The sequence below is a fragment of the Thioclava sp. JM3 genome (genome assembly GCF_002213185.1).
Taxonomy (GTDB): Bacteria; Pseudomonadota; Alphaproteobacteria; order Rhodobacterales; family Rhodobacteraceae; genus Thioclava; species Thioclava nitratireducens.
This window is the reverse complement of the sequence record NZ_NBOB01000004.1, coordinates 335,205-360,627: the sequence shown is the minus strand read 5'-3', so window position 1 is coordinate 360,627 and position 25,423 is coordinate 335,205. Positions and strand designations below refer to the sequence as shown.

General features: G+C 64.5%; 22 protein-coding genes. 19 read left to right on the top strand and 3 right to left on the bottom strand.

All coding sequences use genetic code 11. The annotated features are described in order from the left end of the window. The first annotated feature begins 164 nt into the window (after window positions 1-164). The 3 genes from metZ (at window position 165) to B6V73_RS09630 (ending at window position 5,175) form a co-directional block, all read left to right on the top strand. Entirely contained in the window at window positions 165-1,340 is a 1,176-nt protein-coding gene (gene metZ / locus B6V73_RS09640; RefSeq protein WP_088725113.1) for an O-succinylhomoserine sulfhydrylase, read from the top strand. Between the two features lie 97 nt (window positions 1,341-1,437). After that, window positions 1,438-2,532 (top strand): GTP cyclohydrolase FolE2, encoded by a 1,095-nt coding sequence (gene folE2 / locus B6V73_RS09635; RefSeq protein ID WP_075774422.1) that lies wholly within the window; start codon window positions 1,438-1,440, stop codon window positions 2,530-2,532. Window positions 2,533-2,724: 192 nt separating this feature from the next. Beyond that, window positions 2,725-5,175, top strand: coding sequence for a UvrD-helicase domain-containing protein (locus B6V73_RS09630; RefSeq protein WP_088725112.1), 2,451 nt, complete (start codon window positions 2,725-2,727; stop codon window positions 5,173-5,175). A gap of 94 nt (window positions 5,176-5,269) precedes the next feature. On the opposite strand, the gene B6V73_RS09625 is transcribed toward B6V73_RS09630, so the two are convergent. Further along, window positions 5,270-6,571 (bottom strand): Nramp family divalent metal transporter, encoded by a 1,302-nt coding sequence (locus tag B6V73_RS09625; protein ID WP_075774424.1) that lies wholly within the window; start codon window positions 6,569-6,571, stop codon window positions 5,270-5,272. 202 nt (window positions 6,572-6,773) lie between these two features. Here B6V73_RS09625 and mntR point away from each other — a divergent pair, with 202 nt between their 5' ends. After that, on the top strand, window positions 6,774-7,199 hold the full coding sequence (gene mntR / locus B6V73_RS09620) for a manganese-binding transcriptional regulator MntR (RefSeq protein WP_075774425.1): 426 nt from the start codon (window positions 6,774-6,776) through the stop codon (window positions 7,197-7,199). Here the strand turns inward: mntR and rlmJ are convergent. Beyond that, complete coding sequence (gene rlmJ / locus B6V73_RS09615) at window positions 7,182-7,964, bottom strand: 23S rRNA (adenine(2030)-N(6))-methyltransferase RlmJ (protein ID WP_088725111.1); 783 nt, start codon at window positions 7,962-7,964, stop codon at window positions 7,182-7,184. The genes mntR and rlmJ overlap by 18 nt on opposite strands. 686 nt (window positions 7,965-8,650) lie before the next feature. Then, the gene (locus B6V73_RS09610) at window positions 8,651-8,854 is read right to left on the bottom strand and encodes a DUF1127 domain-containing protein (RefSeq protein WP_088718934.1); all 204 of its coding nucleotides are present in this window, start codon (window positions 8,852-8,854) and stop codon (window positions 8,651-8,653) included. A gap of 341 nt (window positions 8,855-9,195) precedes the next feature. Here B6V73_RS09610 and B6V73_RS09605 point away from each other — a divergent pair, with 341 nt between their 5' ends. The 15 genes from B6V73_RS09605 to B6V73_RS09535 all read left to right on the top strand — a co-directional run bounded on the left by B6V73_RS09605 (window position 9,196) and on the right by B6V73_RS09535 (window position 25,408). Beyond that, complete coding sequence (locus B6V73_RS09605; RefSeq protein ID WP_088718933.1) at window positions 9,196-10,284, top strand: Mrp/NBP35 family ATP-binding protein; 1,089 nt, start codon at window positions 9,196-9,198, stop codon at window positions 10,282-10,284. A 720-nt stretch (window positions 10,285-11,004) separates the two neighbouring features. Further along, the gene (gene mraZ, locus B6V73_RS09600; RefSeq protein WP_078520010.1) at window positions 11,005-11,490 is read left to right on the top strand and encodes a division/cell wall cluster transcriptional repressor MraZ; all 486 of its coding nucleotides are present in this window, start codon (window positions 11,005-11,007) and stop codon (window positions 11,488-11,490) included. A gap of 3 nt (window positions 11,491-11,493) precedes the next feature. Next, window positions 11,494-12,501 carry a 16S rRNA (cytosine(1402)-N(4))-methyltransferase RsmH gene (gene rsmH / locus B6V73_RS09595; RefSeq protein ID WP_075774429.1) on the top strand — a complete coding sequence of 336 codons (1,008 nt, stop codon included), beginning with the start codon at window positions 11,494-11,496 and terminating at the stop codon, window positions 12,499-12,501. After that, window positions 12,498-12,875 (top strand): cell division protein FtsL, encoded by a 378-nt coding sequence (locus B6V73_RS09590; protein WP_075774430.1) that lies wholly within the window; start codon window positions 12,498-12,500, stop codon window positions 12,873-12,875. The genes rsmH and B6V73_RS09590 overlap by 4 nt, the downstream gene beginning before the upstream one ends. Beyond that, on the top strand, window positions 12,875-14,689 hold the full coding sequence (locus tag B6V73_RS09585) for a penicillin-binding protein 2 (RefSeq protein ID WP_240496904.1): 1,815 nt from the start codon (window positions 12,875-12,877) through the stop codon (window positions 14,687-14,689). Before B6V73_RS09590 ends, B6V73_RS09585 begins: the two co-directional genes overlap by 1 nt. A gap of 136 nt (window positions 14,690-14,825) precedes the next feature. Continuing rightward, complete coding sequence (locus B6V73_RS09580) at window positions 14,826-16,307, top strand: UDP-N-acetylmuramoyl-L-alanyl-D-glutamate--2,6-diaminopimelate ligase (RefSeq protein ID WP_088725110.1); 1,482 nt, start codon at window positions 14,826-14,828, stop codon at window positions 16,305-16,307. Next, complete coding sequence (murF, locus tag B6V73_RS09575) at window positions 16,307-17,755, top strand: UDP-N-acetylmuramoyl-tripeptide--D-alanyl-D-alanine ligase (RefSeq protein WP_088725109.1); 1,449 nt, start codon at window positions 16,307-16,309, stop codon at window positions 17,753-17,755. The genes B6V73_RS09580 and murF overlap by 1 nt, the downstream gene beginning before the upstream one ends. Further along, entirely contained in the window at window positions 17,755-18,837 is a 1,083-nt protein-coding gene (mraY, locus tag B6V73_RS09570; RefSeq protein ID WP_075774434.1) for a phospho-N-acetylmuramoyl-pentapeptide-transferase, read from the top strand. The genes murF and mraY overlap by 1 nt, the downstream gene beginning before the upstream one ends. A gap of 181 nt (window positions 18,838-19,018) precedes the next feature. After that, a complete protein-coding gene (locus B6V73_RS09565) occupies window positions 19,019-19,609 on the top strand; it encodes a hypothetical protein (protein ID WP_075774435.1) in 591 nt (196 codons plus the stop codon). 215 nt (window positions 19,610-19,824) lie between these two features. Next, window positions 19,825-21,222, top strand: coding sequence for a UDP-N-acetylmuramoyl-L-alanine--D-glutamate ligase (gene murD, locus B6V73_RS09560; RefSeq protein WP_088718930.1), 1,398 nt, complete (start codon window positions 19,825-19,827; stop codon window positions 21,220-21,222). A 431-nt stretch (window positions 21,223-21,653) separates the two neighbouring features. Continuing rightward, window positions 21,654-21,842, top strand: a complete 189-nt coding sequence (locus B6V73_RS09555; protein ID WP_088725108.1) for a Flp family type IVb pilin — start codon at window positions 21,654-21,656, stop codon at window positions 21,840-21,842. Between the two features lie 70 nt (window positions 21,843-21,912). After that, window positions 21,913-22,719, top strand: a complete 807-nt coding sequence (gene cpaB / locus B6V73_RS09550; protein WP_088725107.1) for a Flp pilus assembly protein CpaB — start codon at window positions 21,913-21,915, stop codon at window positions 22,717-22,719. Between the two features lie 12 nt (window positions 22,720-22,731). Further along, window positions 22,732-24,246, top strand: coding sequence for a pilus assembly protein TadG-related protein (locus B6V73_RS09545; RefSeq protein WP_088725106.1), 1,515 nt, complete (start codon window positions 22,732-22,734; stop codon window positions 24,244-24,246). A 5-nt stretch (window positions 24,247-24,251) separates the two neighbouring features. Beyond that, window positions 24,252-24,761, top strand: a complete 510-nt coding sequence (locus tag B6V73_RS09540; RefSeq protein ID WP_075774440.1) for a TadE/TadG family type IV pilus assembly protein — start codon at window positions 24,252-24,254, stop codon at window positions 24,759-24,761. After that, window positions 24,758-25,408 carry a TadE/TadG family type IV pilus assembly protein gene (locus B6V73_RS09535; protein ID WP_088718926.1) on the top strand — a complete coding sequence of 217 codons (651 nt, stop codon included), beginning with the start codon at window positions 24,758-24,760 and terminating at the stop codon, window positions 25,406-25,408. Before B6V73_RS09540 ends, B6V73_RS09535 begins: the two co-directional genes overlap by 4 nt. Window positions 25,409-25,423 lie beyond the last annotated feature (15 nt).

Here is a 25,423-nt window from a genome sequence, read left to right as displayed (position 1 = left end):
AAAGTTCCCTTGCCTTCGCGTGAGCGCGCGGAGGCGGGGCATGGAACGCGACGCGCGCCGGGCCTCCTTTGGTGCGAACGGGACATCGCCGCTATGCGTTGACGCTACGCCCCCTGCGCGGTATCGCAGCCCCAAGTCGCGACAGACCGCCGCAGGAGGCACCGATGACCGAGCGCAAGACCCGCACCAAACTCGTCCATGACGGCATTCGCCGTAGCCAGTATGGCGAGATGGCCGAGGCGATGTTTCTGACGCAGGGCTTTGCCTACCCCTCGGCCGAAGCCGCAGAGGCACGGTTCCTCAATGCCTCCGACGACGAGTTCATCTATGCCCGTTACGGCAACCCCACGACGCGGATGTTCGAGGACCGGATGGCGTCGATCGAAGGCACCGAGGACGCCTTCGCCTGCGCCTCCGGCATGGCTGCGATCAACGGCGCGCTGACCTGCCTCGTGAAGGCGGGCGATCACATCGTGGCCGCGCGCCAGATGTTCGGATCCTGTCTGCATGTGCTGAAAGTGCTGCAGGGCTTCGGCGTGGATGTGACGCTGGTCGACGGGACCGATCTCGACGCCTGGCGCGCCGCGATGCGTCCCGAGACGAAGATCTGTTTCTTCGAGAGCGTCTCGAACCCCGGCCTCGAAGTGATGGATGTCGCGGGTATCGTGAAGATCGCTCATGAGGGCGGCGCGACGGTGGTGGTCGACAATGTCTTCGCCTCGCCGATCTTCTCGCGCGCGGTGGAGCTTGGCGCAGATGTGATCGTCTATTCCGCGACCAAGCATATCGATGGCGGCGGGCGCGTACTTGGCGGGGTCGTGCTGGGGTCGAAAGAGTATATCCGTGGCCCGCTGGAAACTTACGTCAAACACACCGGCGGCGCCATGAGCCCGTTCCACGCATGGGTTCTGCTGAGCGGGTTGCAGACGCTCGATCTGCGGGTGCGCGCGCAGGCCGCGAACGCCGCTGCGGTGGCGAGCGCCGTGGCCGGCCATGAGAAACTCGCCCGCACAGTCTATCCCGGTCTGATGGACCATCCACAACATGCATTGGCGATGGAGCAGATGGGCTCGGGCGGAACCATGCTCGCGCTCGACCTGAAGGGCGGCAAGGAGGCGGCGTTCCGCTTCCTCAACGCGCTGCAGATCGTGTCTATCTCGAACAACCTCGGCGACGCGAAGTCCATCGCGACCCATCCGGCGACGACGACCCACAAGAATCTGTCCGAAGCGGAGCGGGCGGCGATCGCGATTACCCCCGGTCTGATCCGCGTTTCGATGGGGATCGAGGACGGGGGTGACCTGATCGCCGATATCAAGGAGGCGCTCGACGCCGCCTGATCGGGGTGAACCGATTTCCGCGAACCGGCGTATTGTCTTGGACATCAGCCCCAAAACCCCCATATCTGGCGGGACCGGGCATACCGGAGGACAGGATATGAACGTGCAAGGCAGGATCGAGACCCCCGACGATAACGACGCCCGCGCCGCGCTCGAGGTGCTGCGCGCATGGGCCGCGAAGGCCGATCCGGTCGAGGTGGCGCAGCTTGACCCGGCGATCGCGCGGCTCCTGCCGGACCGCGAGCTCTCGAACTACCCCGATCTGAGCCGCGAATATGACGACAGCTTCGAAGCCGACGCGGCTTACAAGGCGACGCTGCCCGACTTGCAGAACGGTCCGTCCTCGCTGATCGTGGGTGCCCATACCCGGATCGAACATGTCGGTATCTCGAACTTTCGGCTGCCGGTGCGGTTTCATACCCGCGACAACGGCGATCTGACGTTGGAGGCGTCGGTCACGGGCACGGTGAGCCTCGAGGCGGAGAAGAAGGGCATCAACATGTCCCGCGTGATGCGCAGCTTTTACGCCCATGCGGAGAAGACCTTCTCCTTCGAAGTGATGGAATCCGCGCTCGACGACTACATGGACGATCTCGAAAGCTTCGACGCGCGCCTGATGATGCGCGTCTCCTTCCCGGTAAAGCGGCCGTCGCTGCGTTCGGGGCTGGAGGGCTGGCAGTATTACGACATCGCGCTGGAGCTGATCGAGACGGCTGGTGTGCGCACCAAGGTTATTCACCTCGATTACGTTTATTCCTCCACGTGCCCGTGCTCGCTGGAGCTGTCAGAGCATGCTCGTGCCAGCCGCGGCCAGCTGGCCACGCCGCATTCGCAGCGCTCTGTCGCGCGGATTTCGGCGGTGGTCGAGCCCGGCAACGTTCTCTGGTTCGAGGACATGATCGATCTCGCCCGTGCCGCTGTGCCGACCGAGACGCAGGTGATGGTCAAGCGTGAGGACGAACAGGCCTTCGCCGAATTGAACGCAGCCAATCCGATCTTCGTCGAGGATGCCGTGCGCGCCTTCGCCGAGCGCCTTCTGGCCGAACCGCGCGTCGGTGACTTCCGCATCGTGGCCAGTCATCAGGAAAGCCTGCACAGCCATGACGCCGTGGCCATGCTGACCGAGGGCGAGACCTTCGCATCGGCCAGCGTCGATCCGAAGCTCTTCGCCACACTGATCCATCAGGGCTGAAGACGGGTAGGGACGCTGCCCCAGGGGGCAGGGCGCATCGCTATTGGTGCAGGGGGGGGCTCTGCCCCCGCCCTTCGGGCTCCCGGTGAATATTTTCGCAAGAGCGACGCCGGGCGCAGGGGCGCACGTCAGGCGAACAGATGCTGAACATGCCCCTTTCCCTCAGGGGGCCGAACCGCTAGATTGCCTCCCATGAATTGGGCTGATGACGACGATCCGTATGAAGGGGCTGCGAGCCTGTCGCAACGTGCCATGGCGGGCGCCATGCAAGCGCGCGCGGCGCCGTATCTCGAGAAACTGAACCCCCAACAGCGGCAGGCCGTCGAGACGCTCGACGGGCCGGTGCTGATGCTGGCAGGCGCGGGCACGGGCAAGACTTCGGCGCTGACCGCGCGGATCGCGCATCTGATCCACACCGGCCGGGCACGCCCGAACGAGGTCTTGGCGGTGACCTTCACCAACAAGGCCGCGCGCGAGATGAAAGAGCGTGTGGGGCGCCACCTGGGCGGTGCGATCGAGGGGATGCCGTGGCTCGGCACCTTTCACTCGGTCTGCGTGAAGCTGTTGCGCCGCCATGCCGAGCTGGTGGGGCTGAAGTCGAATTTCACCATTCTTGACACGGACGACCAGATCCGGCTTCTCAAGCAGCTGATCGTCGCCGCGAATATGGACGAGAAACGCTGGCCGGCACGGCAACTGGCGGGGTTGATCGACGGCTGGAAGAACAAGGCGCTGACGCCCGAGAAGGTCTCGGGCCGCGAGACCGCCGCCTTCGACAATCGCGGATCCGAGCTTTACGCCGCCTATCAGGCGCGGTTGAAGACGCTCAACGCGGTCGATTTCGGCGATCTGCTGCTGCACATGGTCACGATCTTCCAGACCCAGCCGGACGTATTGGCGCAATATCAACGCTGGTTCCGTTACATCCTCGTCGACGAGTATCAGGACACCAACGTCGCGCAATACCTGTGGCTGCGGCTTCTGGCGCAGGGGCATAAGAACATCTGCTGCGTGGGCGATGACGACCAGTCGATCTATGGCTGGCGCGGCGCCGAGGTCGGCAACATCCTGAAGTTCGAGAAGGATTTCCCGGGCGCGGCGGTGATCCGGCTGGAGCAGAATTACCGCTCTACCGAACATATCCTCTCCGCCGCGTCCGGGCTGATCACGGCCAATGAGGGCCGTCTGGGCAAGGAGCTCTGGACCGAAGCCGAGGGCGGCGAAAAGGTGCGCCTGATCGGCCATTGGGACGGCGAGGAAGAGGCGCGCTGGATCGGCGAGGAGGTCGAGGCGATTCAGCGCGGCACCCGTGGCAATCCGCCGATCAGTCTGAATTCGCAGGCGATTCTCGTGCGCGCCTCGCATCAGATGCGGGCCTTCGAGGACCGCTTCCTGACCATTGGTTTGCCCTATCGCGTCATCGGCGGCCCGCGCTTCTACGAGCGGCTCGAAATTCGCGACGCGATGGCCTATTTCCGCCTCGTGACCTCGCCCGATGACGATCTGGCTTTCGAGCGGATCATCAACACGCCCAAGCGCGGCCTTGGCGACAAGGCGCAGCAGCGCATTCAGGTGGCTGCGCGCGAGAACGGGCTGAGCCTGCTGGACGGCGCGCGGATGCTGGTGGCCGAGGGTGCGCTTTCGGGCAAGGCGGCCGGGCAACTGCGGCTCTTCGTCGAGAATGTCGCGCGCTGGCACGAGGAGGTCGTGCAGGCCTCGCCTGTGACCGCCGTGACACGGGCCGAGGATGACGAGCTGCTGATCGAGCCCGCCGAGGATGGTGTGGCGCCAGCAAATGACCTCAGCCATGTGCGTCTGGCCGAACGGATCCTCGAGGAATCCGGCTATGTCGAGATGTGGCAGAACGACAAGACGCCGGAAGCACCGGGGCGGCTCGAGAACCTCAAGGAACTCGTCAAGGCGTTGGAGCAGTTCGACAATCTGCAGGGCTTCCTCGAACACGTCGCGCTGATCATGGACAATGACAAGGCCGAGACCGAGGAGAAGGTCTCGATCATGACGCTGCACGCGGCCAAGGGGCTGGAATTCCCCGTGGTCTTCCTGCCGGGTTGGGAGGACGGGCTGTTCCCGTCGCAGCGCTCGATGGACGAGAGCGGGTTGAAGGGCCTCGAGGAAGAGCGCCGTCTGGCCTATGTCGGCATCACCCGCGCCGAGGAGCTGTGCACGATTTCCTTCGCTGGAAACCGGCGGGTCTACGGCCAATGGCAAAGCCAGATGCCCTCGCGCTTCATCGACGAACTACCGCCCGCCCATATCGACGTGCTGACCCCTCCGGGTCTCTATGGCGGCGGCATGAACGGGGGCGGCTTTGGTGGCTCCAGTGCGATGGAAGACCGCGTCTCGCGCGCCGATGTCTACAACTCGCCCGGCTGGCGGCGGCTGCAAAATGCGCAATCGCGCGGGGTCAGCCAGCCGCGCGAGGCCCGCCACATGGTGATCGACGCCAAGGGCGAGAGCGATTACGAGATCGGCGACCGGGTATTCCACAAGAAATTCGGCTATGGCGAGGTAATGGGCTCGGAAGGCGACAAGCTCGTCGTCGAATTCGACAAGGCGGGCGAGAAACGTCTGCTGTCGAGCTTTGTCGTGCCCGCCGCGGATGCCGACGACGTGCCGTTTTAACTCTTCACCGTGGCTAAAATATCCCCGGCGAACGCCCGAAGCGCAAGCGGAGGGCAGAGAAGAGCGGGGGCAGCGCCCCCTCGCTCCGTCTGGTTTAGCTCACCAGCCCCGGCACAGGCAGCCCGGCCGATTGCCAGAGCAGCACGAAGTTCAGCCCCAGCACCATGAGCGCGCCCAGCACGGCGAGCCAGAGAAGCGGCCCGCGCAGGGCGAACTTGCCCATGAGGTCGCTCCGCCGCGCGAAGATCAGGAGTGCCACCATGGGTACGGGCAGGGCGATCGACAGGACGACCTGGCTCATCACCAGCGCATCGGTCGTGTTCACCCCGAGCCATACTACGACGAAGGCAGGCGCCATCGTGATGACCCGGCGCAGCCAGACCGGGATGCGCCGGCGGATGAAGCCCTGCATGATCATCTGCCCCGCCATCGTACCGACGACCGAAGAGGATACTCCCGAGGCGATCAACGAGGTCAGGAAGGCGGCGGCGGCGAAACCGCCCAAGAGCGGCGTCAGCGTATGATAGGCGCTCTCGATCTCGGCCACTTCGGAATGGCCGCTATGGAAGGCCGAGGCCGCCATGATCACCATCGCCATGTTGACCATCCCCGCAATCGCGAGCGCGATGATCACCTCAAGGTTGGAGAATTTCACTAGCCGTGCCTTCTGCACCGGGTCGGGGGTCAGCGCGCGGTTCTGCGTCAGACCGGAATGCAGGAAGATCGCATGCGGCATAACGGTCGCGCCGATGATGCCCACCGCGATCGTGAGCGCTTTGGCGTCGGGCATCGCGGGTGTGATCAACCCTTGCACGGCCCCGGACCAGTCGACCGGCGCTACGAACATCTCCGCGAGGTAGCACGCCCCGATCAGCGCCACGAGCGCGCCGATCACGATCTCCATCGGGCGGAAGCCGCCGCGCTCGAACAGCAAGATCGCATAGGTGACGACGGCGGTGACGCCCATTCCCCAGATCAGCGGCCAGCCGAACAGGAGCGAAAGCCCCAAGGCGCCGCCCAGAAACTCTGCCAGATCGGTGGCCATCGCCGCAATCTCCGAGACGATCCACATTGCGATTGTCACGGGTTTCGAGAAATTCTCGCGCGACAGTTCCGCGAGGTTCTTGCCGGTCACGATGCCGACGCGCGCCGAGATCGCCTGAAACAGCATCGCGATCAGGTTCGCGCCGAGAACGACCCACAAAAGCGCATAGCCGTAGCCCGCGCCCGCTTGGATGTTCGTCGCGTAGTTGCCCGGGTCCATATAGGCGACCGAGGCGATCACCGCCGGCCCGAAGAACAACAGAAACCCGCCGCGCCGGTTGCCCGACAGCACCGCTTCCATGGCCGTGCGGGTGCGGCTGGTCATGTTTTCCTTGCGGATAAGTTCGGTCATGGGGCTCCTCGTGGATACGTCTTCGGCGAAATGTAGCCTTGGCTACAAGATTCGCAAGTGGCTAATTTTCGTTGACAGCTCGACGCGCCTCGCGCGAAGCTTTGCTTGGCATATCGGGCGCGACAGGTTATCCGGTCCGCTCTGGAAATGGCGCCCGACTGGCCCCGACAGGCACTGAGACCGAGACCGTCAAGGCAGGCGAATGACTGACACCGATCCCTCCCAGATCAAGGGGTTCAACCGGGCCCGAGAGCGTGCGGCGCGCGCGCTGCTGGAAGACTATGTCGAGATGATCGCCGATCTGACGGCGGAATTCGGCGAGGCCCGTATCACCGAGATCGCCGCACGACTCGGCGTGGCCCATCCGACCGCGACCAAGGCGGTCGCGCGACTCAAGCGCGAAGGGCTCGCAGTGTCGCGGCCCTATCGCGGGGTGTTCCTGACGGAGACGGGGGAGGCGCTGGCCGCTCAGGTGCGCGAACGCCATCGCACCGTTGTGGCCCTGTTGCGCGCCGTGGGCGTGCCGGAAGAGGTCGCGGAGCTCGATGCCGAAGGGATCGAGCATCATGTCTCGTCCCGCACGCTGGAGGCGTTCGAGGCTTTCCTCGCTTCAAAGGCTGGCAAATAGCTCCGAGAGCCGCTCGGCCTCGCCGACGAGCCCCCAGGGCGGGTTAACGATGAACATCCCAGAGCCGATCATGCCGTGGCCTTCGCGGGCAGGCGGGAAACGTACCTCGTGGCTCAGCGCTTCGGGGAAATCGCGGCGCAGGGTGCGGACCATCGCCTCCTGCGCGCCCGAGGCCAGCATCGGATACCAAAGCCCGATGATGCCGACGTTCCATTTCTTCGCGATATGACCGATCAGCTTCGGCATCGCCGTGTAATCGGCTTTCTCCTCGAAGCTCGGATCGATCAGCATCATCCCGCGGCGCGGGGTGGGGGGCGTCAGCGCCAGCGCCATCTCGCGCCCGTCTGCCTTGTGCAGGACCGCTCCGCTGCGTCGTGTTGCGCTTCGCAGGGCGGAAAACTCCTGCGGGTGCAGTTCACATAGTTGAATCGTGTCCATCGGGCGCAACAGCGCCTCTGCCACCAAAGGCGAGCCCGGATAGGCCTGCGCCCCGTGTTGCGCCCGCACCGCTGCCAGCGCGCGCATGTAGGGATGATCGGGGGCGAACCAGCCCAAGCCTTCCACCCGGGCGATCCCGGCGGCGGCCTCGCCCGTCTTCGCCGCTTCCGCCCCGTCAAGCGCGTAAAGCCCGCGCCCGGCATGGGTTTCGAGGTAGCTCAGCGGCTTGTCCTTGCGCGTGAGGTAATCGAGCGCAGACGCAAGCAGCGCATGCTTGTGCACATCGGCCAGATTTCCGGCGTGATAGGCGTGTTGGTAAGACAGCATCGGTTCGGTCTCCTTGGGCCCTTCCTGCCGGTCAGCGCGCGCGAGGGCAATGCTCTTCTTCTCGGGAGACGTATCCCGGGGGTGCGCGAGGGGTGCGGGGCGGAGCCTCTCCGAAGGTTCATCTGGCAGGGGCATAAAAGAAAACGACGGCGCCCAGGGAGGAGGAGGGGCGCCGCCGTCTCTTTTCTGCCGTCAGGTCTCAGGGAGGAGGAGAGAGACCCTTCGGCACTGTCGACACCGCTTCAGGGAGGAGGAGGAAGCGGCGTCACACCCTCGGGTCCAGGGAGGAGGAGAGGACCCTCGGTATCTGGTTGGCGGCACCCTCAGGGAGGAGGAGGAGGGCGCCGCCGAAACGATTGGCCCAGGGAGGAGGAGAGGGCCTTTCGTATCAAATTGGACCTGCCGGTCCGGATATCAAGTGCTGCACTGCAGCATGCGACAGCCTGTCGCATATTTCCGCCGATGATAGGCGGCGACCTCAGGGAGGAGGAGAGAGGTCGCCGCCTGCTCGGCGCGGATCCCTCAGGGAGGAGGAGGAGAGATCCGGGCAGCTTTGGTCCGGCATCGCGGCGTCTCGCCGCTTGGGGCCGGTATGTCTTGGTGTGGCGGCGCTCTCAGGGAGGAGGAGAGAGAGCGCCGCCCAAGTTCCGAGCCCCAGGGAGGAGGAGAGGGGCTCAGGAAGAGAATTACTTGCCGTATGCGGCCTCATAGGCCACGCGGGTGATCATCGAGCTGTGCAGCCCGAGGTCGTTCAGTTCGCGGCTGCTGAGCGAGCGCAGCTCGTTGAGCGTCTGGCGATACACCTTGCGGCGGGCCAGGGCTTCGAACAGTTTCGATTTCAGTGCGGCGAAGCCGCTGTCGTTCAGTTGGATGTCTTGTGCGAGTGCCATCGTATCAGCCTCATCTATCTACTTGCGAGGGTCGCTGCTGGTTCCAGCTTGTCGACCCATTTCGTTACTTCGTGTTCCGTCGTCGTTGGAGCAAAGATGGCGCTAATGCTGCGGTTGCACAATGCCGGGAAGCCTCAATGCCGCCATGCAGAAAATGCATGAATGATTCTGACCTATTTTCGGGAGAGAGGCGCAAGATATTTGCGCTCCCCTCGCGGGGCATGGGGGATTCCTGACCGTATGGGCAGTTCTCGACTTGAACTGCGCGGCAAAAACGCCACAGTTCCGGCCAAATCACGAGTATGCGGGCGGATAATGGACCCGGGAATGGAGGAATCTGCATGGCTCTGAGCAAGGAAACGGTTCTTGCGACGTTGCAAACGGTGGAAGTGCCGGGCGGCGGGACCGCTGTGAGCCGCGATCTCGTGCGCGCGCTCGCGGTGCAAGACGGCGTGGTGCGCTTCGTGCTCGAAGGCGCGCCGCAACCCGAACTGGAGGCGATGCGCCCCACGCTGGAGGCGGCGATCAAGGCGCTCCCAGAGGTGACGAGCGTGACGGTCGTCGTGCCTTCGGGCCCTCCGCGCGGCCTCGGCGGCACGGCGCAACAGTCGCAACAGCGTGGTCCCGCGATCGGAGGGCATCCCAAGCCCCAGCAGGGCCCGCAAAAGGTGCCGGGTGTGAAGAAGATCATCGCCGTGGGTTCGGGCAAGGGGGGCGTGGGCAAATCTACCGTCGCCTCTAACCTCGCCGTGGCGCTGACGCGCGCGGGCAAGCGGGTTGGGCTGCTGGATGCCGATATCTATGGTCCCTCGCTGCCGCGCATGATGGGGGCGAGCAAGCGGCCGGCCTCGCCGGATGGCCAGACGATCCTGCCGTTGCAGGCGCATGGCGTCACGCTGATGTCGGTCGGCCTCATGCTGAAAGAGAGTGAAGCGGTGATCTGGCGCGGCCCGATGCTGATGGGTGCGATGCAGCAGATGCTGTTCCAGGTGAAATGGGACGAATACGGCCCGCTCGACGTGCTTTTGATCGATCTGCCGCCGGGGACGGGGGATGTGCAGCTCACGCTGTGTCAGAAAACCGAGCTGGACGGGGCGATCATCGTCTCGACCCCGCAGGACGTGGCACTCCTCGATGCGAAGAAGGCGATCGACATGTTCCAGCGGCTGAAGACGCCGATCCATGGGCTGGTCGAGAATATGTCCTCTTACGTCTGTCCGAATTGTGGCCACGAGGCGCATCTCTTTGGTCATGGCGGCGTTGCAGCGGAGGCGAAATCGCTGGGGCTGCCGTTCCTCGGTGCGCTGCCCGTTGACCTGGACGTGCGGCTCGCGGGTGACGCGGGTACCCCGGTCGCCGCGAGCGAGGGGCCGGCAGCCGAAGGCTACGCCACTCTTGCGCGTGGGCTGATCGACCGCGATCTGATCTGATCTGGCGGCGAAGGTTGCTCTGGGAAAGGCGTCCTCAACGGACGCCTTTTTCATGTTCGCGGGAAGGTCATGGGAAATCATGGCACCTTCCATGGAACTTCACGAGGGCGTAGAGAGCGCGTGAGCCGGGATTCGCAGAGATTCTTGGTGGAATCACGGCGTATTCACATCGGCTCGCGCAAAATCACGCCGCGGTGAGCGCGGAAAATGGTGCCTCAGGTGGCTCCAATTGCGGCTTAAAAATCACAGGTTCCATCTCGATTGAAATTTTTTGGGATTTCGTGGGAAAGCTTGGTCTGCGTTCGCAGCTACCAGATATGGTGAATTTTTCCTTCATGATGCCTAGGGATATGCGATAAGGCGCGCAGGGCCTTGGGGCGGGGTGCTGCTGCGGACAAGATCTGCCCAATCTTCGGCAAATTTTTTCTTGCGTGCCATGAATTCCCGTGGCATCCCTAATTCATCGGAAGCGAATGCAAATAGAGGCACCAAGACCTCACGGCGAAAAGCAGGTTTCATACAGGCCATCGCTTCACGAAAACAAAGAGATCCGGCGCGCGAGCGAGCAGACATCCCATCCCCCCAGGTGGCGCGTGCAGTCGGACATACCCAGTGATGGGAACGAGGGCGGCGGATTGGGCAGTGGCAGCAGCCCAATCCGCCGTTTTCATTCCGGGCCCGGCCCGGCGGGACAGGTGATAGGAGCGCGCTTTGGCGGGCATGTTCATAGGCGAATACACCTTCAAGGTGGACAGTAAGGGTCGCGTGTCGATCCCCGCGCTGTTTCGTCGTGAGCTCGAAGAGGGTGACCCCGAGCGCCCGAACAAAGATCGCCCCCGAATGGTCATCGTCTACGGTGCCGATACTCAGAAAATGCTTCAGATCTACACGCAGGCCGCTTTCGAGGCGCTGGCTGCCGATATCGCGGCGCTGCCGCGCGGCTCGAAGCAGCGCACGATCCTCCAGCGGATGGTTCTGTCCAAATCGCACCCGACCGAAGTCGATCCCGACGGCCGCCTCGTTCTCCCGGCGGCCTTGCGTACGAAGATCGGTCTCGACAAGGAGGCCTATTTCTCCGGCGTGGGCGAGACCTTCGAAATCTGGAACCCCGAGACCTTCGCCGCTGCCGATGAAGCCAATATCGATCAGTGGATCGAAGAGCAGGGCGAAGATTTCGACCCTCTCAGCCTTTTGTCGCAGGGGTGAGCCATGACGGATCGGGACGCCCTGCCAGACGCCCCCCACGTCCCGGTTTTGCTGCGGCCGCTCCTTCGGGCGGTCGCGCCTGTCTCTGGGACCTGGCTTGACGGAACCTTCGGCGCGGGCGGCTATGCGCGCGGTTTGCTTGAGGCGGGTGCCGACAAGGTGATCGGCGTGGATCGCGATCCGGCGGTTTTCGAGATGGCCGAGGCGTGGCGCGGCGAATACGGCGACCGGCTGGAGTTGGTCGAAGGCACGTTCTCCGAACTCGATACCTATTCCGACGAATTGCTCGACGGGGTGGTGCTGGATCTCGGCGTCTCCTCGATGCAACTCGATCAGGCCGATCGTGGCTTTTCCTTCATGCGCGACGGGCCGCTCGACATGCGGATGTCGCAGGAAGGGCCGTCGGCTGCCGATCTGGTCAACGAGACGGATGAGGGCGAACTCGCTGATATCCTTTATCAATATGGCGAGGAGCGCGCCTCGCGCCGGATCGCCAAGGCCATCGTCGAGGCGCGCAAGGTTCAGCCATTCGAGACCACGCAACAGCTCGTCAAGGTGATCGAGCGCTGCCTGCCGCGCCCGAAACCGGGGCAAAGCCATCCCGCAACGCGCAGCTTTCAGGGCCTGCGCATCGCGGTTAACGACGAATTCGGCCAGTTGATCGAGGGGCTGGAGGCCGCGGAACGTGCGCTGAAACCCGGCGGGCTGCTGGCGGTGGTCAGCTTCCACTCGCTCGAAGACCGGGTTGTGAAGCGCTTCTTCGCTGCGCGCTCGTCGACGGGCGGGGGCGGTTCGCGCCACGCGCCGGTTCAGCAAACCCTTGATCCCGCGTTTGAAATTACCGTGAAAGGCGACGGGCCCGACGAAGAGGAACTGGCGGAAAACCCGCGTGCACGCTCGGCTCGGTTGCGGGTGGGGCGGCGCACGGATGCGCCCGCCGGCAAGGCCGATCGCACGCAACTGGGGCTTCCGAAGCTTGTCACCGGGGAAAAGAAGGGGAAACGCCGTTGAGACTGCTTGCCTATCTTGCCGCTTCTGCCTGTGTGCTCGCGCTCGCCTTCTGGGCCTATCACGTCAATTACGACACCCAGGACCGGATCGACGAGCTGCGCGACCTCAACCGGGAAATCGCCTCGCTGAACGAGGGCCTGACCGTGCTGAACGCCGAATGGGCTTATCTCAACCGCCCGCAGCGCCTGCGCGAACTGGTCAATCTCAACTTCACCTCGTTGCATCTTCTGCCGATGACGCCAGAGCAATTCGGAACCGTCGCCCAGATTGCCTACCCGACACCGCAGGCCGATGATACTGGTGCGTCCGGCACCGATCTGGCCGGCCTTTCCGATCCTGTCGAGGTCAAGGCCGATCCCGAGGGAGGGAACTGATGCGCACGCCCCTTCGCCCGCTCGCCCGTATCCTCGACGCCCGCGAAAAAGGCGAGAACCCCGACGCGATCGAACGCGAGAACCGCCGTCTGCGCGGCGAGGCCACCCGTGACAAGGCGCGTCAAAGCGCCGAAGGCCGTCTGCTGGTCATGTCGGTGATCTTCCTCGCGGCCTTCCTGACGGTGGGACTGCGCATGGGCTCTTTCGCCGCCGCGCGCCCCGAAGAGCCGCAGACCGATTCCACGACCGAGCAGATTCACGCCCAACGCGCCGATATCGTCGACCGCAAGGGCAGGGTGCTCGCGACGAACCTGCTGACCCACTCGCTCTACGCGCAGCCGCCGATGATGATCGACCCGCTGGGCACGGTGGACAAGCTGGTGAAGATTTTCCCCGATCTCGACCGCGACCGGCTGAAGAAGGACTTCACCGGCCATCGCAAGTTCGTCTGGATCAAGCGCCGCATCAGCCCGGAGCAGATGCAGGCTGTTCACGATATCGGCGATCCCGGCCTTCTGTTCGGCCCGCGGGAGATGCGGCTTTATCCCAACGGCCATCTCGCCTCGCATATTCTTGGTGGCGCGCGCTACGGCACAGAAGGCGTGAACTCCGCCGAGATTCTCGGCGTGGCAGGGATCGAGAAGGAATATGACAGCTGGCTGCGCGATCCGGCCAATGGCGGGCAGCCGCTCAAGCTCTCGCTCGATCTGACCGTGCAATCGGCGCTAGAGGATGTGCTGTCGGGCGGCATGAAGCTGATGAACGCCAAGGGCGCGACCGCGGTACTGATGAAGGTCCACACCGGCGAGATCGTCGCGATGGCGAGCCTGCCCGATTTCGACCCGAACGACCGCCCCGCGCCGCTTCTGAAGGGTGACCCCTCCGACAGCCCGCTGTTCAACCGCGCGGTTCAGGGGATGTACGAGCTCGGCTCCACCTTCAAGATTTTCGCGGTGTCGCAGGCGATGCAGGATGGTCTGGTCACGCCCGAGACGATGATCGACACTAAGGGTCCGCTGCGCTGGGGCAAGTTCCGCATCCACGATTTCCACAATTACGGCAAGCAGTTGTCGGTCACCGACGTGATCGTGCACAGCTCGAATATCGGCACCGCGCGGATCGTCCAGAAGATCGGCCCCGAGAAGCAGCGCGAGTTCCTCGGCAAGCTGGGCCTTCTGGAGCCTTCGCCGGTGGAACTGATCGAGGCGCCGACGGGCCGTCCGATCCTGCCGAAGAACTGGTCGGAGTTGTCCGCGATGACAATCGGCTACGGTCACGGTCTCTCCGACAGCCCGCTGCAGCTTGCGACGGCCTATGCGACGATCGCCAATGACGGGCGGCGCGTGCTGCCGACACTGATCGCCAATGGCGGCCCGCGCAAGCCGCACAAGCAGGAATTCGGCGCCCCGGAAGGCGCGCAGGTCGTGTCCCCGGAGGTCGCCCACAAGGCGCTGGCGATGATGCGCGCCGTTGTGACGCGCGGCACCGCAAGCTACGGCAATGTCGAGGGCTATCAGGTCGCGGGGAAGACCGGCACCGCCGACAAGCCCGATCCGCAGGGCGGCTATTACGACAAGAAGGTGATCTCGACCTTCGCGGGCGTCTTCCCGGTGACCAATCCCGAATATGTGCTGGTTCTGACGCTGGACGAGCCGACGGATACCTCCGGCGACACGCCGCGCCGCACCGCAGGCTGGACCGCCGTGCCGGTTGCGGCCGAGACGATCCGCCGTGTCGCGCCGCTTCTGGGCCTGCGCCCCGAACCGACGACACCCGACACGCTCGACGGCATCAGTCTGGTCAAGAAAGACTGACGTTTTCGGGGTCGGTAGGCGGGTGTCACGCCACGTGCATGAACCCGCGCATAGAGACAGGGGGCAGGGCCTGTCGCCTTGACCTCGCAGACGTGTCGCCGGATAAGTGCGGCGAGCTGAATAAAGGACGGATACGATGGCTGCGGGCACCAAAATGCTGAGCGAATTGGGGCTGACGCCGCTGCAGGGCGCAGACTGCGCGATCTCGGGACTGTCGGTCGACAGTCGGCAGGTCAAACCGGGCCATCTTTTTGCGGCGCTGCCGGGCACGCAGATCCACGGGGCCGAGTTCATTCCTTACGCATTGCGCATGGGCGCAGCCGCGGTGCTGACCGATCGCGCGGGCGAGCAAACCGCGCGCGAGGCGCTCGCGGGCACCGATACGGCCATTGTCGTCACGCAAGATCCGCGTCAGGCGCTCGCTTTCGCGGCAGCGCTGTGGTTCGAGCGCCAGCCCGAGACGATGATCGCGGTGACCGGCACCAACGGCAAGACTTCGGTCGCGACCTTTACCCGCCAGATTTGGCAGTTGCTGGGATTCGAGGCCGCGAATATCGGCACGACAGGCGTCGAGGGCAGCTTTGCCGCACCTTCGCCGCATACGACGCCCGAGCCGATCACCCTGCATCGCTTGCTCTCGGATATGGCTGCCGTCGGCGTGACCCATGCCGCGATGGAGGCCTCGTCGCACGGGCTCGCGCAGCGTCGGTTGGATGGTGTGACGCTCTCGGCGGCCGCTTTCACCAACTTCTCGCAAGATCACCTCGATTACCACGCGAGCTTCGAGGAGTATTTCGCGGCCAAAGCTGGGCTCTTCACCCGGGTCCTGCCCGAAGACGGAGCGGCGGTGATCAATCTCGACGATCCCAAGGGGGAGGAACTCGCGCGCTATATCACTGCGCGCGGTCAGGAGCTGATCGGGATCGGCCATACCGAACGCTGCGAGATGCAGATTCTCGGGCAGCGGTTCGATGCTACCGGTCAGGATGTGCGCTTCGCCTGGGAAGGCTGGACCCAGATGACTCGCCTGCCGCTGATCGGCGGGTTCCAGGCGATGAATGTGCTTACCGGTGCGGCGCTCGCCATCGCGTGCGGCGCCGACCCCGAGGAGGTCTTCGCGACACTGCCGAAGCTCTCCACCGTGCGCGGGCGGATGCAACTGGCTGCCACCCGCGACAACGGCGCGACGGTCTTCGTCGATTACGCCCACACGCCGGATGCGGTGCAGACCGCGCTGAAGGCGCTGCGCCCGCATGTGATGGGCCGCCTGATCGCCATCGTCGGCGCAGGCGGGGATCGGGACGCGACGAAGCGCCCGCTGATGGGCAAGGCCGCCGCCGAGAATGCCGACATTGTCATCGTGACCGACGACAATCCGCGCTCGGAAGATCCCGCAACGATCCGCGCTGCCGTGCTGGAAGGCGCGCCAAAGGCGCTCGAAGTGGGCGACCGGGCCGAGGCGATCCTGCGCGGCGTCGATCTGCTGCAGCCCGGCGATGCGCTGCTGGTAATGGGCAAGGGCCATGAGAGCGGACAGATCATCGGCTCGGACACCTACCCGTTCGACGACGCCGAGCAGGCCTCGGTCGCTGTTGCCGCGCTGGACGGGAAAATCTGATGGCCGTTCTCTGGACCTCGAGCGACGCGGCTGCCGCCACCGATGGTGAGGCCACGCAGGCTTTCGCCGCGACCGGAATTTCCATCGACACCCGGACCATACATCCGGGCGATCTTTTCGTCGCGCTCAAAGATGTGCGAGACGGCCATGACTTCGTGCGACAGGCGCTCGACAAAGGCGCGGCGGCGGCGATGGTCAGTCGCATTCCCGAGGGCTGCTCGAAAGACGACCCGCTGCTGATCGTGGATGACGTCCTCGCGGGTCTAGAAGCATTGGGGCGGGCGGGGCGCGCAAGGGCGCGGGCCCGTGTGCTCGCCGTCACCGGCTCGGTCGGCAAAACGTCGAGCAAAGAGATGCTGCGCGCTGTCCTCTCCGCTCAAGGCAAGGTTCACGCGGCCGAGGCGAGCTTCAATAATCACTGGGGCGTCCCGATCACGCTGGCGCGCCTGCCGCAGGATGCCGATTTCGCCGTGATCGAGATCGGGATGAGCAATCCGGGCGAGATCGCGCCGCTGGCGAAACTGGCGCAGCCCCATGCCGCGATGATAACGACCGTCGCGCCCGCGCATCTCGCGGCCTTCGAGAGTATCGAAGGCATCGCGCATGAGAAGGCGTCGATTTTCCAGGGTCTCGTCGAGGGCGGCACCGCGATCGTGCCGACCGGGCTGGAGACCTCCGACATCCTGCGCGAGGCCGCCCAGCAGGCAGGAACAATGGTCACCTTCGGCCCCGAGCCGGGCTCAGACTACCGTCTTGTCGAGGCCCGCATCTCGGGCGACGCAACCGTCGTTCAGGCGGACCACCATGGCACGTCGATCCTGTTCAAGGTGATGACCCCGGGGCGGCATTTCGCGGCCAACGCGCTCGGCGTGCTGGCCTCGGCCGAAGCCGCGGGTTGCGATCCGACCATTGCCGCGATGGATCTGGGCAACTGGCAGCCCCCCGCCGGGCGCGGTCAGCGCGAGCGGGTCTATATGGATGTGGTGGACGAGGCCGAGAGCTTCGACCTCTTCGACGACGCGTTCAACGCGAACCCCGCCTCGATGGCCGCAGCGCTCGAAGTTCTGGCAGGCGCCAAGCCACGCGACGGTGTTGGGCGCACCGCGAAAGGGCGCCGCATCGCGATCCTTGGCGACATGCTGGAGCTGGGCGAGGACGAAACGGCGCTGCACGCGGCCATCGCCGATCACCCGGCCATGGTGAAGGTCGACCTCGTGCATCTCGCGGGACCGCGCATGGCGGCGCTTCGCGAAGCCCTGCCGCGCACCAAGCGGGGAGAATGGTATGAAACGGCGGACAAGCTGGCAGAGCGCGCCCGCCACCTGATCGACCCCGGCGACGTGGTGCTGGTCAAAGGCTCGAAGGGCTCCAAGGTGAGCCTCGTCGTGAGCGTATTGAGAAAACTCGGCCAGCCCGGAGCGGTCGAGGCCCATAAGGGAAAAGACTAATGTTGTATTGGCTGACCGACTTCTCCGATGGCGGGGGCGTCTTCAACCTGTTCCGCTACATCACCTTCCGTGCGGGGGCGGCGTTCTTCACAGCGCTGCTGGTGGGGTTCATTTTCGGACCCTGGCTGATCGGGATCCTGCGCCGCACTCAGGGCAAGGGGCAGCCGATCCGCGATGACGGGCCCGAGGGGCATATCTCCAAGGCCGGGACGCCCACGATGGGCGGTATCCTTATCCTCACCGCGTTGTTGGTGTCGACGCTCCTCTGGGCGCGGCTCGACAACGGATATATCTGGGTCGTGCTGATGGTGACCTACGGCTACGCCGCAATCGGCTTCGCCGACGATTACGCCAAGGTTTCGAAGCAGAACACCAAAGGGGTCAGCAGCAAGGCGCGGCTCGCGCTCGGCTTCCTGCTCGCGCTTCTGGCGTCGCTCCTGACGTGGTATCTGCACCCGTCCGATCTGGAAGGGCGGCTGTCGATCCCGTTCTTCAAGGATCTGGTGCTGAACCTAGGCTATTTCTACATCCCCTTCGCGATGATCGTGATCGTGGGCGCGGCCAATGCGGTGAACCTGACCGACGGGCTCGACGGGCTCGCGATCATGCCGGTGATGATCGCCGCGGGTACGCTGGGCGCGATCGCCTATGTCGTGGGCCGCACCGACTTCACCGATTATCTCGGCGTGCAATTCGTGCCCGGCACCGGGGAACTGGTGATCTTCACCGCGGCGCTGATGGGGGGCGGTCTGGGCTTTCTGTGGTACAACGCGCCGCCGGCGGCGGTCTTCATGGGCGACACCGGCAGCCTCGCGCTTGGCGGCGCGATCGGCGCGATCGCGGTCTGCACCCAGCACGAGATCGTCCTCGGCATCGTCGGCGGGCTCTTCGTGGTCGAGGCGCTCTCGGTGATCATCCAGGTCGCCTATTTCAAACGCACCGGCAAACGGGTCTTCCTGATGGCCCCGATCCACCACCATTTCGAAAAGAAGGGGTGGTCGGAGCCGCAGATCGTCATCCGTTTCTGGATCATCTCGCTGATCCTCGCGCTGATCGGTCTGGCGACACTGAAGATCCGCTGACCCGCACATCTTTTTCCCCGATCGCGCCCCGCGCGCGATCTCTTCCGGCGCGCTTTGGTTCCTCGAGGCGCGCCGTGGTTTTTCTCAAAATTATTTGAGCGAACCAGAGCGAAATTCGTTGGTTGTCTCCCCGAACCGCGACGCGAGATGTCGCAAAAGTTTTTTTAGCGAGGAGACCCCGATGACCCGCAAGTTCAACATCATCCTTTCGACGACCGCTCTTGCCGCTACGCTCTCCCTCGGCGCCGTTGCCACCCACGCAAATGGCGTGACCCAGGGCAGCAACGCGGAGAACGGCCAGTACGGTCTCGTCGACTACAAGATGCAGGTCGTTCCGAACGATCAGACCTCCACAGGCAACCCGCCCGCCGTGAACGTCACCACGGGCAGCGATGTCAACAACACCGCCGGTGTCGCCGGCAAGAAGGTCGGCGCCGCGACGACCGAACAGACCTCGAACGGTGGTGAATCGATCCCGGCGCAGAACCAGCTGAAAAAGGACGCCGGCATCGTCGGTAACGAGGTTCAGGCAGGTGTGGACGATGCTGTCGTATCCTCGGACGGTGCCGCGGTCGGTACGATCACGAAGGTCATGAACATGGGCAAGACCGACCAGGTCTATGTCCGCACCGATGACACGCTCGACACGGCTGTCTCGATGTTCAAGATCACCGTTCCGGCGTCGGAAGTCGGCTCGGGCAAACTGACCCTCAACGCGAGCCTGTCGGATATCCTGACGGAGCTCGAAAAGCAGCAAGACCAGAAGTCGTAATCTAACGACCGGACCAAGAAGACCCTTTTCGGCGCGCACGGTTCCTCCCCCTCCGTGCGCGCCGTTTTTGCGTGTCTTACCCTCTCCGCGCCGTGTTCCCCCTTTCCCCTTCGTATCGGTTCAAATATCCCGGAGGTGCGGGGGCAGGCCCCTGCGGCGCTGAGCGCGACAGGTCTGAAGGGCGGGGCATTCCCGCGAGGCGACAGGAGACTTCCATGATCCCGGTGCAGGGCTTTGACGGACAGAAGGTGGCGGTGCTCGGGCTCGGGCGTTCGGGTCTGGCGACGGCGGCGGCGCTGCGCGCAGGCGGGGCCGAGCCGATCTGCTGGGATGACAGCCCCGAAGGCCGCGCGCGCGCCGAGGATGCAGGCTATAGCTGCCGCGACCTGACCCGCCACGGCGCTTTCGAGGGTGTCGCGGCGCTGATCGTCTCGCCAGGCATCCCGCATCTCTATCCCAAGCCGAACCAGGTGATCTCTGCGGCGATGGAGGCGGGCGTGCCCGTCGACAACGATATCGGCCTGTTCTTCGCCTCATGGGCCACCGACGATTTCATGCGCTACGATCAGGCACCGCGCACGATCTGCGTCACCGGCTCGAACGGGAAATCCACGACGACGGCGCTCATCCACCACATTCTGGAAGAGGCCGGGCGCCCGACCCAGATGGCGGGCAATATCGGGCGCGGCGTGCTCGATCTGGAACCGGCCGAAAATGGCGAGGTCGTGGTGCTGGAGCTGTCCTCCTATCAGACAGATCTGGCGCGGGCTCTGACGCCCGACATCGCGGTCTTTACCAATCTCTCTCCCGACCACCTCGATCGCCACGCCGGCATGGGCGGCTATTTCGCGGCCAAGCGTCGTCTTTTCGCCGAAGGCGGCCCGGATCGCGCGGTGATCGGCGTAGACGAGCCCGAAGGCATCTATCTTGCCAATCAGATCATGATGGGCCGCAACGATGACCGCCTGATCCGGGTCTCCGCGTCGCGCAAGCTGGGCGACTGGGGCTGGTCGGTCTTCGCCCGCAAGGGGTTCCTCAGCGAATGGCGCAAGGGCAAGCAGGTAGCATCGATCGATCTGCGCGAGGTGACCGGGCTGCCCGGCGCGCATAACCACCAGAACGCCTGCGCCGCCTATGCCGCCGTGCGCGCGCTCGGGATTTCGCCGCGCGTCATCGAAGAGGCGTTTCATTCCTTCGCCGGACTGCCGCATCGCAGCCAGACCGTCGCCGAAAAGGGCGGCGTGCGCTGGGTCAATGACTCCAAGGCCACCAATACCGACAGCGCTGCGAAAGCGCTGCAGGCCTTCCGGAACATCCGCTGGATTGCGGGTGGTCTGGGCAAGGAGGGCGGGGTGGCCTCGCTATCCGAGCATCTCGGCGCGGTGAAGAAAGCCTATTTCATCGGTCACTCGGCGCGCGATTTCGCGCTGGAACTGGCGGTCGAGCATGAGATTTGCGAGACGATGGAAGCCGCCGTCGCCGCCTGCGCCCGCGATGCCGAGGCGGGCGACACGGTCCTGCTGGCGCCCGCCGCGGCGAGCTTCGACCAATATCCGAATTTCGAGAAACGCGGCGATCATTTCGCGCAGCTCGTGGACGCATTGCCCGGCTGAGGCCGACCTTCGCAGAGCGGACCGTCCGCCCATCTCGCGACGCCGAGTGTCCCGCTTCGGGGCAGCCGTCGATTTTGGCGCTTTTGTCACCGCATCGGCGCTCGGGCCGTAGCTCGAACGGCGCATTAGCCTGAACGGCGTCATTCCGTGGCACGCGCCAAACCTCCGCAACAAGACGAGAATCGCGCCCGACCGACGAATCGCGGCTTGGGCGTTGCCGCGCATTCGCGGGGGCCATCGGCGTGTCCGGGGTCCAGATTTCGGCACCGCTGCCAAAAAATACAACTTTGAGTTGTTATATTGCGACGCCGCGCCGATGCCTCCGCGTCGAAACCCTCGCAATCTGAATCTTGGCTGCCCGGCTCAACAGGGGACACGGGGCCAGATTTAAACGCCGGGGTGGGCCGGCATTTCAGAAACGGAGAAAGACCATGAAACTGTTCAAACTCGCTTCGCTGCGCCGTCTGAAGTCCGACGAAGAGGGCGTCACGGTCGTCGAATACGGCCTTGCTCTGGCCATCGCTTTGGCCATCGTAGGGACCGTCTACACTGACCTTGGCGATGCCGTGGAAACTCAAATGACTGACGCCACGACCATCATGACTGGCGCCGGCGGCTAAACTTATCTGGCGGTTCGTCATTTGAGGCGAGCCGCCAATTTCTTTTCCATTCCACAAAACGGAGAGCGCCATGCGTATCGCATCTTTGCTGACCTTCACCGCAGGACTCGCCGTGGCAGGTGGCTCGGCTTACCTGGCGCGCGATTTCTTCGAGGCGAAATACAAACGCGAAGTCGCCGCCGAGCGCGAAGGCCTCGTCGAGGTGCTCGCCGCAGCACAGAACATTCCCTTCGGTCAGACCATCGAGGCTCAGAAGCTGACCTCGATCTCCTGGCCGAAAGACGCGCTGCCGCCGGGTGTCTTCACCGATTACGCAGCCCTCCTGCCGAAATCGGGCGGAGAGCCGCGCCGGGCCCGCGCCGAGATCGCGCAGGGCGAGTTGATCCTCGCCTCCAAGGTCTCGAATTACGGCGAAAAGGTCACCATCGTCCAGACCCTCGGCCCTAACAGCCGCGCCATGGCGATCGAGGTCAACGCCTCGAGCGGGGTGGGTGGTTTCGTGACGCCGGGCGACCGTGTCGACGTGATGATGACGCGCGGTAGCAATGAGACGCTCAAGACCGTGACGATCTTGCAGGATGTCCGCGTCATCGGGGTCGATCAGGAAGCCGATGAGAAGGTGAAGACCCCCGGCGTGGCGCGTACAGTCACCGTCGAGGTTTCGCCCGAACAGGGCCAGCGCCTCGCACTCGCGCAGAAGGCGGGCACGCTGAGCCTGACGCTGCGCACGCTGGACGATGCCGAGAGCGATCCGCTGCCTTCGATCGGTCTCGCGGACATTCTCAGCGAGCGCCCGAAGAACAAGCTCGAACCGACGCGGATCCGTACCGTGATCGTCCGGCGCGGCACCGAAGTCACCGAAACCGCGATCAAGTGAGGCTCGGGGTCGATGGGGCGCATCCAGAACAGCATCCGGCGTTTCGCCAGAGAGGAAGACGGGACGATCCTCGTCTTCTTCGGGATGAGCCTCGTTGTGCTGCTGGGGCTCGTCGCGCTGTCCTTCGACCTGGGGCGGCTCGGCAGCACCCGCTCGGAGCTGCAATCCTTCGCGGACTCGGTGGCCTTGGCGGCGGCAGGCGAACTTGACGGCAACAATGACGCGATCACGCGGGCCGATGCCGCGGCCCAACTCATCGTCGACAGCCAGACTTTCGCGACTGGCTCGCGGGTGCTTGGGGCCGCGAATGACGTGACCCTGACCTATCTCAGCGCGCTCCCGGCAAACGACAATGACGCGACAGACGCGGTCACCACCGATCCGACAAAAGCCGCCTTCGTCCGAGTTGACGTCAACGAACGCGAAGTTCAGGGCGTCTTCGCCGCGGCCTTCACGACGATGGGCGGCTATGACGCTTTCGACGGCTCGGCCTCGGCGCAGGCGGTGGCGGGGCTCGAAATCCTCGCCTGCGACGTCACGCCCTTGATGTTCTGCGTCCCGCCCGGTTTCGACGCGGAGAAAGACATCGGACAGATGATCCTGCTGCGCTCTGGCGGGGGCGGCGACGCAGCCTGGGGGCCCGGTGATTTCGGGTTTCTCGATCCGAAACGCGCCAAGGTCGACGAAGACGGGCCCTGCGCGAATAAATCCGGAGCCCAGCTCGACGCCTGCCTGCTCGGTGCGGTCAGCAAGATCACCCAATGCTTCAACCAGCGCGGCGTCGACCTCGAGCCGGGCCAGAAGGAAGGGCGCAACGCGGCGATCTTCAATGTGCGCTTCGACATGTACCAGTCGATCATGAACGGCCTCAGCAAGGATCCCAATTACGCGCCCGCACCCAATGTCATCAAGGGGATCGTCGCGGCCAACCCGAGCGGGAAGGAAAACACCAGCAAGAACGCCTGCATCAAGGAGAACGAGGAGGTCTCGCCCGATACGGTCGGTCTGCCGCGTGACGATTGCTTCATGCCGGGCGCAGCTGAGCCATGCGGTCGCTTCGGCGATGGCGACTGGTCGCAGGGTCGCATCACCTACATGCAGAAGAATTACGGCATCGACATCACGGCAGAGGGTGCGACGGATCCCTTCGCCGACGCTGTGACCCGTTACGATCTCTACCTTGCCGAGATTGCGGCGGCGAATGGCGGCGATATACTGTCGAACCGGGCCGAGACGGGCCTGCCGAGCTGCGCGCCGGCGGCCGCCCCTAACGCCGATCGCCGCGTGCTGATCGTCGCGGGGATCGATTGCAGCGCCGAGACGGGCACCGTGATCAAGGGTGCGGCCTCGAACGTGCCGGTCAAGGAATTCGTCAAGGTCTTCCTGACCGAGCCGGTGGGCGAGGACGGATCGAGCCCGCCGACGATGGATATCTGGGGCGAGGTTATCGGCTCTGCCAGCAATGGCGATCAAGAGGAACTGGGCACGGGCGGCATGGTCCGCGACGTCGTCCAGCTTTACCGGTGAGCGCGATGCGGTGGTTTCGTGCATATCGCCTCCGCAGCCCGCGCCGGATCTGGCGCGATGATGAGGGTGCGCAGCTGGTGGAATTTGCGCTGGTGCTGCCGCTGATGCTGATCCTGTTTGCCGCGATCATAGAGAGCGGGCGGATGTTCCTCGCCTACCAGACGGTGATCGGCGGGGTGCGCGATGCGAGCCGCTACCTCGCCCGCATCACCCCGCGCAGCATCTGCGAAACCGGTGGCAGCGTCGACGGTCAGGCGGCGACGCTCGCGAATATCGTCGGCAACGCGATCACCGGCGGCAGCGTTCTGGGCGGCGGCGTGACAGTCACCAGCGTCGAACCGAGCCTCGACTGCATCGCAGGAAGCTATCGCTTCGGCGATGCGCCAATCGTCGAAGTTGCGGCGAATGTCACGATCACTTTCCCCTTCGCCGGTCTCTTCACCCTCGTGACGCCCTCCACGCTCGGCACCGTGACCACGGTCGTCGCCGACCAGAACCGGGTCTTCGGCTCATGAGCGCGCGTTTCGCATATCGGGCACATGGCTTCCGCCGCTTCCTGCGTGACGAAGAGGGCGCGACCCTTGTCGAGTTCACGCTGGTCTTCGGCCTCTACCTGCTGGTGTTCTTCGGGCTGCTGGATTTCGGTCGTCTGGCCTATCACTACGTGAACATGCAGCGCGGGCTGCAGGTTGCGGCGCGGCTCGCCGCGGTGCGCCCGCCGGCCTGCGCCGGTGTGCCCGAGACGAATACGCGCGGCGTGACGCCGAAGGACCAGGCGGAGCCCCAATTCGGCACCAATTGCAGCGCCGAGAGCTGGGTCTGCTCCGCACCAGCGACGGTAAGCTGCTCGGGCGCGATGACGAATCCGACCGTGGCCGAGATCTGGCCGATCGTGGCCCCGGCGCTGCCCAATGGCTCGAGCGCGGCGAACCTGTCCTTCAGCTATTCCTACGATCCCGAACTCGGGTTCCTCGGCGGGCCCTATGTGCCGATGGTCACGGTCGAATTGCAGAATGTGAACTTCGTATTCGCGACGCCGCTGGGCGCGCTGGTGGGGCTCGTGACGGGCACCGCCGATGAAAATCTTGATGCAGATATCGCCTTCCCGAGCATGAGTACGTCGATGCCGGGCGAGGATCTCGCGCAGGGCGCGGGTAGCTAAAGCAAGGGGAGAGAT